Below are 13590 nucleotides of genomic sequence, written 5' to 3'. Positions count from 1 at the left end.
CGAACGGGCGGCGGTCCTCTTCGCCGCCCTCGATCCTCATCCCAGACGCCTCCGGTCACCCCGCCGCGCTCAGCGCCGCGTCGAGGACGCCCCAGAGCGGTTTGCGCCGGAAATCGGCGTCGAAGGCGAGCGGGCGAAGCGGGCGCCCGTCGCGCCGCCGGCTCCAGTCGTAGAACTGGTACCAGGACTTGTCGTCGGTGTAGCCCCAGGTCGTGATCGTCACCGGCTTGGTCTCGGCCATCACGCAGTCGAGATAGGCCTTGGCCTGATCGGCGACGATCCGGTCCCGCTTCGTCTCGTCGGCGGGCAGGCCCGTGTCCTTCACGTCGAGCTCGGTGATGGCGACGCGGTAGCCGAGCTTCACCACCTCGCGGGTGAACGCCGCGAGGCCATTGAGGTCGAGCTTGGCGGAACCGTCGAGATGCGATTGGAAACCGACGCAGTCGATCTCGGCCTTTTCCTCGCGCAGGCGCCGCAACAGGGCGAGAAGCGCGGCGCGCTTGCGCGTTTCCTCCGGCTTGGCGTGCTCGAACCCGTATTCGTTGTAGCAGAGCAGCGCCTTCGGGTCGGCCTCGCGCGCCACGGCGAAGGCCCGCGCCATGTAGCCCGGGCCCATCCGGTCGAGATAGGGCGTCTGGCGCAGCCCGTCCTCGCGCGGGCTGGCCGGGTCCACCTGCTCGTTGATGACGTCCCAGCGCACGACCCGCCCCCGGAAGCGCGCCACCATGTGCCCGACATAGGCTTCCATGGCGGCCTGCATGTCGGCAGCCGTTTCCAGCTGCGCCACCCAGTCCGGCACCCCGTGATACCAAAGCAGGGTGTGGCCGACCATGCCGAGATCCTTGGTGGCGAGATAGCGCGCGAAGAGGTCGAGCTTGGTGCTGTTGAAGACCTTGCGGGAGGGCTGCACGGCGCGCCAATGAAAGTCGTTGCCGGGCACGCATAGCGAGGCCTCGCTCGCCAGCCGGTCGAGATAGGTCCGGTTGCCGGGATAGCGGTTCGCCGGCTCGCAGAGGCCGAACGGAATGCCGACTCGCTCGCCGGTCTCGCGAAGGCTCGGCCGCCCGGCAAAGGGATCGCCTGCTCCGTCCTGCGCGAAGCTCTCGTCAGCCACGCGCCCGGAGGCCGCTAGGGCCGCCACCCCACCCATGAACTGCCTGCGATCCAGCATGACGTGCTCCTTCACCGGAGAAAGGGGCCGGGCGGCTGCGAATAGATCACACCCGAAGCGCCCGACTGCACGCTTCTTTATTTGAGTTCGAGATGTTTATGAACCCGATCATTCAGAACAGGAAGATCTCTTTCCGCCATCATTCATAGTATATTGTAATAACGCTATCATCCGGCTATGCCGACTGGACTGCCAGCGTGCGGAGCGATGCGAAATCCTAACCACGTCTCCTAACCCGGCCGTAGGTCGCGCCGCGTAGGCTCTCCCGAACGAAAGGGAGAAGACCATGCTCTGGCTAGCGGTGTTTCATCTGATCTCGGCGCTCGGCGTCATCGCCATGGCGGACCGCGCCGTGCTCGTGGAAGACGTGCGGTCCTGACCAGGGTCGCCGTACCTCCGGCCGGGGCGGGCTGACCGCCGCCCTGCGGCTCGGCGCCCTTGCGCCCCGGCCCTTCCGAATGCTCCCCTGCCCTTCGACGCACCAGCCGAAGGGTCGGGCCATGCCGTTGCCGAACCGCGTTACGCCCTTCGGCGAGATCGTCGCCGATCCCGCGCGAGGGCTGTTCATGGGCAATCGCGGCATCCTGCACGACGAGACCCGCCGGCTGGGCGCGAGCCGCTGGCGCCACCCGCATTGGATCATCTGTCGGCTCGACTACGGCACGACGCGCCGCGCTCTGATGGCGCCCGGCGCCTACACCGAACTCTTCTTTCTCGACGAGGCGACGGCGCTCGCCGCCGGTCACCGCCCCTGCGCGCTTTGCCGCCCGGAAGCGTTTCGGCGCTTCCTCGCCTGCTGGCCTCTGGATGCGCAGCCGAGCGCAAAAGCCGTCGACGCCGCGCTTCATGCCGCGCGCGTGACGCGCGGCCGGCGGCAGGTGAGGTATGAGGCCCCGCTCGACAGCCTGCCGGACGGCGCGATGGTGGAGATGGACGGCGCGGCTTGGCTGGTGTGGCGAGGGCGGCGGCATCGCTGGAGCCCGGCCGGGTATCTCGAGGCCGAACCGCTCGACGCGCGAAACATGAGCGTGCTGACGCCCGCGCCCACTGTGGACGTGTTGCGGGCTGGATACGAGCCGGTGCTTCACACCTCCCTTGCCGCGTGAAGCGCGCGCGCTCTCAGGCGCGGGCTTGCGCCTCTGCCGCCGCGCCCAGGGCTTCCAATTCCGCCACGGCGGCGGCCACGCCGTCGAACACGGGCAGGCCGAAGCGGGCCGAAAACAGTTCCGCCAGATCCGCCATGCCGGCGCAGCCGAGCACGATGGCGTTCGGCCGGTCTTCGCTCAGCGCCGCCGCGATCTCCGCCGCCACGCGCTCGCGCGCCGCGCTGCCGGGCTCTTCAAGATCAAGGACCGGCACTTCGGACGCGCGCACCTTGGCGCAAAAGGGCGCGAAGCCATAGGCCTCGATATTCTCTTCCAGAATGGGGACGGAGACCGAGAGGGTCGTCACCACGCTGAAGCGCAGCCGGGCGCGCACGGCCTGCCGATAGGCGGCCTCGCCGATGCCGATCACGGGCTTCTGCGTCACCCGCCGCGCCTCCGCTAGCCCCGTATCGTCGAAACAGGCGATCACGAAGGCGTCGAAATCCTCGGAATAGCGCTCGATCAGGTGCAGGAGGCCGGGCTCGGCCAGGGCGCCGTCGGCCGGGCCCTGGATCGAGGGCGGGCCGTCCGCGTTGGTGAGCGCGGTGATCGCCGTGTCCGGCCGCGCCGCCGCGCGCGCGGCCTCCGCGATCTTGCCCGTCATGCCGGCGGTGGAGTTCGGATTGATGAAGCAAAGATGCATGGGACCTCGCAGAGCCTGTTCGACAACCCGGTCGGGTCGGTCCGACGGTGCTTTTTCACCGTCCTGTCGTTGCCAATGCTCGCCGATGCCACGGCATCGACTGCGCTTGGCGCCTCATGACGACAAAAAGTCCCTCGCCGGCCCTCCGCCGCCGAGTTGTCGAACAGGCTCTCACAACGTGCCCTTGCCGGCGTCCGAAGCGCCGCGCAGCCGCCGCTGGCGCAGGAACAAGCCGGTGCCCAGCGTCAGCGCGATGACCAGGAAGGAGACGGCCGTGGTCAGCGTGCCCAGCGCATAGATCGCCGGCGTCGTGACCGTCGTGGTCAGGCCCTGAAGCTCCAGCGGCAGCGTGTTCGGCCCGCCGATCGCCTGGCTGGTGCGGGCGATCTCGTCCCAGGAGAGGGTGAAGCCGAAGAGCGCCACGCCGATGAGATAAGGCGCGATGATGGGCAGCACGACATGGCGGAAGGTCTGCCAGGGCGAGGCGCCGAGATCGCGCGCCGCCTCCTCATAGGCCGGGTTGAAGCGGTTGAAGACCGCGAACATCACCAGAAGGCCGAAGGGCAGCGTCCAAGTCAGATGCGCGCCGAGCGCCGAGGTGAAGAGGCCCATGCCGGACTGGTAGCCCTCGCCGCCCAGCCCATAGGCCTTCACGAAATCGTCGAAGATGCGAAACTCCAGCGCGATGCCCAGCGACACGGCGATGGAGGGCAGGATCAGGCTGGCGATCGCGGTGTAGAACAGGAGCGTCGAGCCGAAGAAGCGCCGCCGGAACGCCAGCCCCGCCAGCACCGAGATCACGACGGTCAGCACCGTCACCACCAGCCCCAGCCGGAAGGAGCGGCCGAAGGCGGCCCAGACGTCCACCACGCCCAGCCCCTGCCAGAGCACGCCGAACCAGTGGGTCGAGACGCCGTTCATCGGAAAGGTCAGCCCGCCCTCCGGACCCTGGAAGGAGAGGATCAGCACCGTCAGCGTCGGCCCGTAGAGGAAGACGACGAAGAGCGTGAAGAAGACGGCGAGCGGAAAGAAGGCGCGGGAGCGTTTTTCGGACATGGTCAGAGTGTCCTTCGATGATGCCAGGCGGAGGGGGAGCGAGGCATGCTTCCCTCGACGCAAGGAGAGGAGCGCAGTCGATGCCGGCGGCATCGGCGAGCATCCGCGACGCTGCGGAAGGGGAGCAGGGCCGGTCCGCCGACCCGGGCATTCTCGAAGGACACTCTAAAGCTCCTTGCGGATGTCGACGACGCGAAGCAGCGCGAAGACGATGAGAAGCACGGTGGCGAGCAGCACCACGGCGTTGGCGGCGGCGATCGGAAACTGGAGATAGCTGATTTCGGTCTGGATCGTCTTGCCGACCGAGGCGATCTGCTGCCCGCCCATGAGGCCGACCGTGATGAAATCGCCCATCACGATGGTCAGGACGAAAATCGAGCCGATGGCGATGCCGGTCTTCGACAGGGGCAGGATGACGTTCCACAGGATCTGCCAGCCCGAAGCACCCGCATCGCGCGCCGCCTCGATCAGCGAGCCGTCGATGCGCAGCATGGAATTGTAGATCGGCACCACCATGAAGAAGGTGAACAGGTGGACGAAGGTCAGCGTCACCGAAAAGCTGGAATACAGCAGCCAGTCCAGCGGCGCGTCGATCAGTCCGATGCCGACGAGCGCCTTGTTCACCAGCCCCTCGCGCCCCAAAAGTGGAATCCACGAGATCATGCGGATCACGTTCGAGGTCCAGAACGGGATCGTGCAGATCAGGAACAGCACCGACTGGATCGCCTTGGACCGCACCTCGAACGCCAGGAAGTAGGCGATCGTGAACCCAATCCCGAAGGTCAGCGCCCAGACCAGCCCGGCAAAGCTCAAGGTAGAGACATAGGTTCGAAAGGTTGTGCACAGCGTCGGCAACCGCACGATGCAACGATCGAACACGTCCATGTAGTTCTGCAACGTGAAGGACGGCTGGATCTGGTAATTGTCGTAGGTCCAGACGCTCACCATCGCGATGAAGACGAGCGGCACCACCAGAAACACCAGAAACACCAACGCCAAAGGCGCCGCCTGTAGGTAGGGCGCCAGCCCCGTCCGATCGCTCGCAGCCATACGGCCTCCGTCGCGTGAGGTCTTCGCGGCCGTGGCCGCAGGTTTGCGGGGCTGCCGCCCCGATCCCCGCCCGGGAACGAGTTCCCGGACCCTTCCTTTCTTTTGGGACTTCTTTCCCAATCCGGGGAGGGCCTGAGGCCCTCCCCGGATTGGGACACATGCCAAGAGAAAGAGGGGTCCAGGGGAAATCATTTCCCCTGGCAGGGGGGTGCGGGGGACGGCCGTCCCCCGCCAACGTCAGCGCCTTACGCCGCGACGAACTCGTTCCACTTGCGGACCATGTAGGAGTCCTCGTCCATGACGGCGTTCCAGCAGGCGACGGCGCCCATGCGGTCTGCGAAGGAGCCGCCGTCGCGCAAGGCGCCGGCCTTGGCGATGACCTGGCCCTGGGGGGAGAGGATGTCCTTTTCGGCGGGCTTGCCTTCCATCCAGTAGGCCCATTCGTAGGGCTCCATGGACTTCTGCGCGGTGGGCAGCACGGCGGAATAGTAGCCCTGGCGGTTGAGGAAGGCGCCGGCCCAGCCGGAGAGGAACCAGTTGACGAACTCGTAGGCGGCGTCGAGCTTCGGGCCGTCGAGGGTGGCCGGCAGGGCGAAGCCCGAGGCCCAGGCGCGGTAGCCCTCCTTCAGGGGCTGGAACACGCAGTCGATGCCCTTGGCGCGTACGGCGGTGACGGCGGGCGACCACATGGACTGGATCACGGTCTCACCCGAGGCCATGAGGTTGACGCTCTCGTTGAAGTCCGACCAGAGGGCGCGGAACTGCCCGGCCTGCTTGGCCTCGATCAGCGTCTCGATCGTCATGTCGATCTCGTCGCGGGTCATGTTGCCCTTGTCGGGATACTTGTACTTGCCGGAGGCCTCGATCGCCATGGCAGCGTCCATGATGCCGATGGACGGAATGTTGAGGATGGAGGCCTTGCCCTTGAACTCGGGGTTCAAGAGTTCCGACCAGGAGGAGATCGGGCGCTTGATGAGGTCGGGGCGAATGCCGAGCGTGTCGGCATTGTAGGTGGTGGGGATCAGCGAGATCCACTCGGTCGGGCTGGCGGAGAACTTCTTCGACTTGTTGGCTTCGAGATAGAGCACCTTCCAGGGCGCGGTGCCCTGCCCGCCGATCGGCTTGCCGTCGATCTCGCCCTTGGTGAAGACGGTGGTGATGTTGTCGAATTCCTTGATGCGCTTGGCGTCCATGCCCATCAGGTTGCCGGTCGGCACGAACTTCTTGAGCGAGAAGTATTCGGTGTCGACGATGTCGAACGTGTTGGGCTGGGTGATGATGCGCTTGGTCACCTCGTCGGTGGTGACGGGCACGTATTCGATGGTGATGCCGAGATCGGCTTTCACCTTGTCGGCGATTTCCTTGGACTGGTTCACCGCCGTGCCGAGATAGCGCAGCGTCTTGGCCTCCTGCGCGCGGGCGCCGGAGACGAAGGGAAAGCCGGTGACGGAGGCGCCGCCCACGAAGGCGAAGCCGGCCACGGCCGAGCCGGACTTGAGGAAGGAGCGGCGCGACAGGCCGGCGGGCTGAACGGGATCGGTCATGCGTAGGCTCTCCGGTTGCAAGGACGGTGGGTTGGGTGGATCAGGCGGCCTGAAGGGCGAATTCCTCGCCCCGCGCCCAATGGATGCGGCAAGCCTCGCCGAGGGCGGCCGGGCTCGCGTTGAACTGCTCTTCGGGGATCACGGCGGTGATCTCGCCCGCCTCGCCGGCGGCCAGAACCACGGTGACGGTCGCGCCGCCATATTCGACGCCGCGCACCTCGCCGCTCAGCGTGCGCGCCTCGGCGTTGCCGGCGCCCAGGCGCACCCGGTCGGCGCGCACGGTGACGGGGCGGCCGTCGAGGGTCAGGACATTGTGCCCGCCCATGAAGCGGGCGACGAAGGCGGTCTTGGGCCGGTGAAACACGTCCTGCGGGCTGCCGGCCTGCTCGATGCGCCCGTCCTTCATGATGACCACGATATCGGCGAGCGCCATGGCCTCGTCCTGCCCGTGGGTGACATGGAGAAAGGAGATGCCGAGCTCGCGCTGCAGGCGCTTGAGCTCGGTGCGCACCTTCAGGCGCAGGAACGGGTCGAGCGCCGACAGCGGCTCGTCCAGAAGCAGGATGCCGGGATCGGTGACGAGGGCGCGGGCCAGCGCCACGCGCTGCTGCTGCCCGCCCGAAAGCTGGGCCGGCATGCGCGTCTCAAACCGGCCGAGATCGACCAGATCCATGACGCGCCGCGCCTTGGCATTGCGATCGGCCTTGGAGGCGCCCTTCATCTTCAGGGAGAAGGCGATGTTGTCGAGAACCGTGAGATGGGGAAACAGCGCGTAGCTCTGGAACATCATGGCCGTGCCGCGCCGTGCCGGGGCGAGGTCGGTGATGTTGCCGGCGCCCAGGATGATATCGCCGCCCGAAACGCTCTCGTGCCCGGCGATCATGCGCAGCGTCGAGGACTTGCCGCAGCCGGACGGCCCGAGGAAGCAGCAATAGCTGCCGGCGGGAACGCGCAGGTCGATCGCGTCCACCGCCACCGTCGCGCCGTAGCGCTTGGTCAGCTGCACCAGTTCCAGATCGCCCTGCGCCATGCTCTGCTCCAAACCCGTCCGGTTGGAGTGTTTGCAAACCGCGTGCCAATCCCTTCCAATTCGTGAAGGGCAGGCCTGCCGGGGTTGCGGCGGGCGAGAGCGGGAGGCAGCTCGCCACCGGTCGCCCGGAAAGTCGCCCTTCTGCTGAAATTGTATACAGATATTGTATCGGATCGCATCTTTGCCGCACACGCGCCCCATGCGACGATAGGTCATCCCGTATCAAAGCCCCCGAATCCCATGACCGCCCAGGACATCGCGACCCCTCCCCCCGCCAAGAAAGGGCGCAAGGCGCCCGTCCCGTCCTGGAAACCGATCTATGACGGGCTGATGAGCGCGATCGTCCATCATCGGATCGACCCCGGCACGCGGCTGGCGGAAGAGGATCTGGCCGAGGTCTACGGCGTCAGCCGAACGGTGGTGCGCTCTGCGCTGCAGACCCTGGCGCAGGACGGCGTCCTGATCATCGAGCGTAACAAGGGCGCGCGGGTGGCGCGGCCGACGCCGGAGGAAGCGCGCGAGATCTTCGAGACGCGCGCACTGATCGAGCCGCAGATCGCGCGGCTCGCGAGCGCCAGAATGACTCCGGCCGCCCTCGCCCGGCTGGAGGCCTCGATCGAAGCCGAGCACCGCGCGCTGGCGATAGGGGACGCCAACGCCGCGCTGTTCCAGTCCGCCGAGTTCCACCGACTGATCGCGGAGATCGCCGGCCAGAGCGTGCTCGCGCGCATACTGGGCGAGCTGATGTCGCGCTCCTCGCTGGTGATCGCGCTCTACTGGTCGCGGCGCGAAGCGCTGTGCGACGACCACGCCCATCACGCGCTCGTCGGCTGCTTCGCACGGGGCGAGGGCGAGGCGGCGGCCGATCTGATGCGGCGTCATGTCGAACTGCTCGGCAACAGTCTCGACCTCACGCGCCCCGCCGCGCCCACCCTCGGGCTGGCGGACGTGCTGAAAGCCGTGCGCTAGCAGGCTTGCGAGGCCCTCTCCGGCATCCGCGGCGACCTGCCCGCCACGCCTGCGAAAAAATTGCGGAGCCGCGACAGGGAGCTCTTGCGCGCGCCACAATCAAATGTGCGTTATGCCGAACCGATTCGGATAGCAGGCGGACCCATTCCATGACCAAGGGCCAGAAGAAGGCGCTTCGCCGCGCCGCCATCGCGATTCCCGTTCTGGCGCTGCTTCTGTGGTTCGTGCCCATCCTGACGGCGTTCTGGCTCGTCTGCGGCGCGATCGACGTATCGCGCAACAAGGGCAAGAACCGCCTCCTCGTCAGCCGCTATTTCATGGGCAACGGCATTCTCACCTGGCTTCTCTCGCCCTTCAACCTGTTCGTGGATCGCCTCAGCCGCCGCAACCCGGGCGTCTACACCCTGGGCGACTTCCCGCCGGAATGGCGCGCCGAGATCGAGACCGTGCTGGACACGTTCCGCACCCGGCGCGACGAGATCACGAGCGAAATCGACGCCAAGTTCCATGACGGGCGGCGGGGCATGTATGTCTATCGCTGGTACGGCAAGCCGAATATCGACACGGTGCCGGAGTTCAACCGCGAGTTCAAATACGTCAAGACGATCGCGGTCTCGGTCTTTTCCGGCAAGGAATCCACCACCTGGCATTACGGCCCGCTGCGCCTGACGCTGCGCGTGCTGCTCAATCTCAAGCCGGCCGACAGCGACCGCGTCTTCATCGAGTGCAACGGCGCGCGCCATCTCTGGCGCGACAACCCGCTCTATATTTTCGACGACACGCTGTTTCACCGCTCGGTGAACGAGGTGGACGCGCGGCGCTACAATGTCTTCATGGACGTGATCCGGCCGACCCCGGTGCCGGGTTTCCTCGGTGCGCTCCTTTCGGGCGTCTCGATGATCGCCGACCAGATGAAGTCGCTGTTCTACAAGAACTGGCGCATGATCGGGAACCGGCCCGCCGCCCCGGCGCAGACCAGCAAGGGCTGAAACCCTTCTCCATCGCGAGCGGACCCGCGCGCCTCGCGGCGCGCCGGGTCCGTCTCGTTTTCGGGCGCGCGTCGCCCCGCCGGGCGTCCCGCCCTTCTCCCCCTTCCCTTTTTCCCATCGGCCCTGTCGGGCGCTTGGCGGCTGAAATGGCGGACTGTCTTGGTCCTGTCATGAAACGCACCGACAGTCCGCGCCACGACGAACCGGGTGCCTCATGGACTATTTCAGACGCTTTACCTTCCTCTTCGCCACGCCTTCCTTCGACGCCGACGACCTGGAAGGCGCCCGGTACAACCAGATCGTCGACGAGATCGAAAAGTCCGGCTTCGAGGTCGTGCGCGCCCGCACGCTGGAAGACGCTGCCATCTCCGTACAGACGGACGCGGCCATCGGCTGCATGATGGTGGACTGGGGCAAGAAGGGGTTGGAGGGCAAGACCGCCGCGCTGATCAACCTGATGCGCCGGCGCGGGCTCGACTTCCCGATCATCCTCCTCATCCGCCGCAAGCGCTTCGAGGACGTGCCGGTCGAGGTGCTCGACTTCATCGACGGCTATGTCTTCCTGTCGGAGGAAACGCCGGCCTTCATCGCCAAGAACCTCATCAGCCGCCTCAAGCAATATGCCGAGACGCTGAAGACGCCCTTCTTCGGCGCGCTGGTGGACTATGCCGAGGAGGGCAACCAGCTCTGGACCTGCCCGGGTCACAATGGCGGCGTCTTCTACAGCCGCTCGCCGATCGGCCGGGTGTTCATGGAGCATCTGGGCGAGGCGGTGTTCCGCGACGATCTCGACAATTCGGTGCTGGATCTCGGCGATCTCCTGACCCACGAGGGGCCGGCGCTCGCCGCGCAAAAGGAAGCGGCGAAGATCTTCGGCGCCGAGAAGACCTATTTCGTCCTCAACGGCACCTCCACCTCCAACAAGGTGGCGCTGGCCGCCCTGGTGACGGACGGCGACCTCGTCCTGTTCGACCGCAACAACCACAAGGCCGCCCATCACGGCGCATTGCTGATCTCGGGCGGCATCCCGGTCTATGTTCCGACCGCGCGCAATTCCTACGGGTTGATCGGCCCGATGGACTTTGCTTCGCTGGACGAGGCGGCGCTGCGCGAGCGCATCCGCACCCATCCGCTGGTGAAGGACCCCGAGGCCTGGAAGAAGCCCCGCCCCTTCCGCGTCGCCGTGGTGGAGCAGTGCACCTATGACGGCACGATCCACAATGCCGAGATGATCCTGAAGCGGATCGGGCATCTGTGCGAATACATCCTGTTCGACGAAGCCTGGGCGGGCTTCATGAAGTTCCACCCCCTCTATGCCGGGCGCTTCGCCATGGGACTCGCCGATCTCGGTCCCGATGCGCCGGGCATCATCGCCACGCAGTCCACCCACAAGCAGCTGGCGAGCTTCTCCCAGGCGTCGCAGATCCACATCAAGGACCGGCACATCAAGGGCCAGAAGCGGCGCGTGGAGCATCGTCGCTTCAACGAGAGCTTCATGCAGCATGCTTCCACCTCGCCATTCTATCCCCTCTTCGCCTCGCTCGACGTCGGCGCGCAGATGATGAAGGGCCGCTCGGGCGAAGTGCTCTGGGACGACACGATCCGCCTCGGCATCGAGCTGCGCAAGAAGATCCGCGCCGTTCGCCGCGAGTTCGAGGAGAAGGAGCAGCGGCCGGAGCGGCGCTGGTTCTTCGAGCCCTTCGTGCCCGACACCGTGTCGATTCCCGACGCGGCGCGGCCGGGCGCAGCCCATGTCGTGCCCTGGGAAAGCGTGTCGACCGACCAGCTCGCCACCAATCCGGCCTTCTGGCAGCTTTCGCCGGACGCCCGCTGGCACGGTTTCCGCGACATGGAGCCGGGCTTCGCCATGACCGACCCCAACAAGCTGGTGCTTCTGACGCCCGGCTTCGACGGGGCCAACGGGGCCTATGGCGAGCACGGCATTCCCGCCCCCGTCGTCGCTCAATACTTACGCGAAAACCGGATCGTGGCGGAGAAGAACGATCTGAACTCGCTTCTCTTCCTGCTGACGCCGGGTGTCGAGGCCTCCAAGGCCGGCACGCTGATTTCCGGCCTCGTCGCATTCAAGCGGCTGCACGACGAGAACGCACCCCTGGAAGACGTCATCCCGGAATTCTACCGCCGCCGGGCCCATCGCTATGCCGGCGTGCGGGTGCGCGATCTCTGCGCCTCCATGCATCGCTTCTTCCGCGCCGCCAATGTCAGCGCCCTGCAGGCCATGCAGTTCTCGGCGGAGCACCTGCCCGAGATCGCCATGTCGCCGCACGACGCGGCGCGCTGCCTCGTGCGCAACGATGTCGACTATCTGCCGATCGACGCCATCGCCGGGCGCATCGCGACCACGCCCTTCGTGGTCTATCCGCCGGGCATCGCGACCATCGTGCCGGGCGAGCGGCTGAGCGAGCGCGCCCAGCCGATGATCGACTATCTCAAGATGTTCGAATCCTCGTTCAACACGTTCCCCGGCTTCGAGGTTGAAATCCAGGGCGTTTACCGCGAAACCGACGAGGCGGGCCGCGTGCAGCTCCACACCTATGTCGTCGCGGAATAAGACCAAAGGTTTCGAGCCCGTCCATGGATCAGGAGAATGAGATCGCGATCCGCCCCTCGCGCGATTCCGACGTCGAGGCCATGCTGGCGATCTATCGCCGGCATATCCATCGCGGGGTCGAGGCCGGGGTGGAGGACAGCGAGACGCCGGAACCCGACGATCTGCGGGACCGGCGCAAGAACCTCAAGAACCGCCGCATGCCACACCTCGTCGCGACCCGTCGCGGCGAGGTGGTGGGCTATGCCTATGTCGTGCAGTTCCGCAAGCGGCCGGCCTATCGCTACGCCGTGAAACATTCGATCTACGTGCATCATCAGCATCTCGGCCGAGGCCTCGGCCGGCTCCTGATGCGCGGGCTGATCGATGCCTGCGCGGCGGCGGGCTTCCGGCAGATGATCGGCTATATCGACTCGGACAACGCCGCCTCGCTGGCGCTTCACGCGAGCTTCGACTTCCAGCGCGTCGGCCACCTGCCGGCGGTGGCCTATCGCTACGGCCGCTGGGCCGACAGCGTCATGGTCCAGCGCTCGCTCGGCCCCGGCTCCACCGAGCCGCCTCCGCCCCTACCGCTTTCGACGCGCTGAGGGCGAGGGTCGAATCCGCCATCAACTCAAGGGCGGCTGGCCGTTGGAGGCGGTGAGGCCGCCGTCCACCGGCAGGTTGACGCCCGTGACGAAGCGGGCGTCCTCGCTCGCCAGAAAGGCGATGACGCCGGCGATGTCGTCCGGCTCGGCGCCGCGCCCCATCGGAATGCGCGCCTCGAAGGCGGCGATCAGTTCGGGCTGTTCGCTCATGCCCTCGGTGAGCTTGGTGTAGGTCAGCGAGGGGTTCACCGCGTTCACCCGCACGCCGGCCTTGGCCTCGTCCATGGCTAGAGCGCGGGTGAAGTTCGTCACCGCGCCCTTGGCGGCGCAATAGAAGCTGTGGTTCCAGTCGCCGCCCAGTCCCGAGACGGACGAGACGTTGACGATCGAACCCTTGGACTGGCGCAGGGCCGCGATGGCCGTCCGGCTCATCTGCACGACGCCGTAGAGATCGCTTTCGATCACCTTCGTGAAGGCGGAAAAGTCTCCCTCGTCCAGCTTGCCGAGATGATCGACGCCGGCATTGTTGACGAGAATGTCGAGCCGGCCGAAGCGATCGAGCGCGAGATCGACCAGCGACTGGCACGCCTTGCCATCGGAGACGTCGCCCACCTGGATGGCGACATCCGCCGCACTGAGGCTCGCCGCCACCCGCTTGAGCTCCATCTCCTCCTTGTCGCAGAGAACGAGCTTGGCGCCCTCGCTGGCGAAACGCCGTGCGGCGCCTTCGCCGATGCCGGACGCCGCACCCGTGACGATGACCACCTTGTCGCTGAACCGTGCCATCCGATACGTCTGTCCCTTGCCTGAGGATCGGCGCCGTGCGCCGCTTTGGGA

Annotated in this window: 12 protein-coding genes; 5 read left to right on the top strand and 7 right to left on the bottom strand. The window is 66.5% G+C overall.

All coding sequences use genetic code 11. The features are described from left to right. Positions 1–55 precede the first annotated feature (55 nt). Positions 56–1171 (bottom strand): endo-1,4-beta-xylanase, encoded by a 1116-nt coding sequence (locus AUL32_RS01815; RefSeq protein WP_062111231.1) that lies wholly within the window; start codon positions 1169–1171, stop codon positions 56–58. Between the two features lie 500 nt (positions 1172–1671). On the opposite strand from AUL32_RS01815, the gene AUL32_RS01810 reads away from it, so the two are divergent. Next, complete coding sequence (locus AUL32_RS01810) at positions 1672–2277, top strand: hypothetical protein (protein WP_062111229.1); 606 nt, start codon at positions 1672–1674, stop codon at positions 2275–2277. A 13-nt stretch (positions 2278–2290) separates the two neighbouring features. Here the strand turns inward: AUL32_RS01810 and AUL32_RS01805 are convergent, their stop codons facing one another. The 5 genes from AUL32_RS01805 to AUL32_RS01785 all read right to left on the bottom strand — a co-directional run bounded on the left by AUL32_RS01805 (position 2291) and on the right by AUL32_RS01785 (position 7639). Beyond that, entirely contained in the window at positions 2291–2959 is a 669-nt protein-coding gene (locus AUL32_RS01805; protein ID WP_062111226.1) for an aspartate/glutamate racemase family protein, read from the bottom strand. A gap of 171 nt (positions 2960–3130) precedes the next feature. After that, positions 3131–4015 carry an ABC transporter permease gene (locus AUL32_RS01800; protein WP_061974332.1) on the bottom strand — a complete coding sequence of 295 codons (885 nt, stop codon included), beginning with the start codon at positions 4013–4015 and terminating at the stop codon, positions 3131–3133. A 165-nt stretch (positions 4016–4180) separates the two neighbouring features. Next, positions 4181–5065 carry an ABC transporter permease gene (locus AUL32_RS01795; protein ID WP_062111224.1) on the bottom strand — a complete coding sequence of 295 codons (885 nt, stop codon included), beginning with the start codon at positions 5063–5065 and terminating at the stop codon, positions 4181–4183. 245 nt (positions 5066–5310) lie between these two features. Next, complete coding sequence (locus AUL32_RS01790) at positions 5311–6609, bottom strand: ABC transporter substrate-binding protein (protein ID WP_061974328.1); 1299 nt, start codon at positions 6607–6609, stop codon at positions 5311–5313. A gap of 40 nt (positions 6610–6649) precedes the next feature. Further along, entirely contained in the window at positions 6650–7639 is a 990-nt protein-coding gene (locus AUL32_RS01785; RefSeq protein ID WP_062111222.1) for an ABC transporter ATP-binding protein, read from the bottom strand. A gap of 240 nt (positions 7640–7879) precedes the next feature. On the opposite strand from AUL32_RS01785, the gene AUL32_RS01780 reads away from it, so the two are divergent. The 4 genes from AUL32_RS01780 (at position 7880) to AUL32_RS01765 (ending at position 12753) form a co-directional block, all read left to right on the top strand. Next, positions 7880–8608, top strand: coding sequence for a GntR family transcriptional regulator (locus AUL32_RS01780; RefSeq protein ID WP_082659071.1), 729 nt, complete (start codon positions 7880–7882; stop codon positions 8606–8608). A 149-nt stretch (positions 8609–8757) separates the two neighbouring features. Beyond that, entirely contained in the window at positions 8758–9597 is an 840-nt protein-coding gene (locus tag AUL32_RS01775) for an aspartyl/asparaginyl beta-hydroxylase domain-containing protein (protein WP_062111220.1), read from the top strand. A gap of 214 nt (positions 9598–9811) precedes the next feature. After that, entirely contained in the window at positions 9812–12169 is a 2358-nt protein-coding gene (locus AUL32_RS01770; protein ID WP_062111218.1) for an Orn/Lys/Arg decarboxylase N-terminal domain-containing protein, read from the top strand. 23 nt (positions 12170–12192) lie between these two features. Beyond that, on the top strand, positions 12193–12753 hold the full coding sequence (locus AUL32_RS01765; RefSeq protein ID WP_061974320.1) for a GNAT family N-acetyltransferase: 561 nt from the start codon (positions 12193–12195) through the stop codon (positions 12751–12753). Between the two features lie 21 nt (positions 12754–12774). On the opposite strand, the gene AUL32_RS01760 is transcribed toward AUL32_RS01765, so the two are convergent. Then, positions 12775–13539 (bottom strand): SDR family NAD(P)-dependent oxidoreductase, encoded by a 765-nt coding sequence (locus tag AUL32_RS01760; protein ID WP_062111216.1) that lies wholly within the window; start codon positions 13537–13539, stop codon positions 12775–12777. Between the last annotated feature and the right edge of the window lie 51 nt (positions 13540–13590).

The sequence above is a fragment of the Aureimonas sp. AU40 genome (assembly GCF_001463785.1).
Classification (GTDB): Bacteria; Pseudomonadota; Alphaproteobacteria; order Rhizobiales; family Rhizobiaceae; genus Aureimonas.
This window is presented reverse-complemented; position numbering and strand designations above follow the sequence as displayed.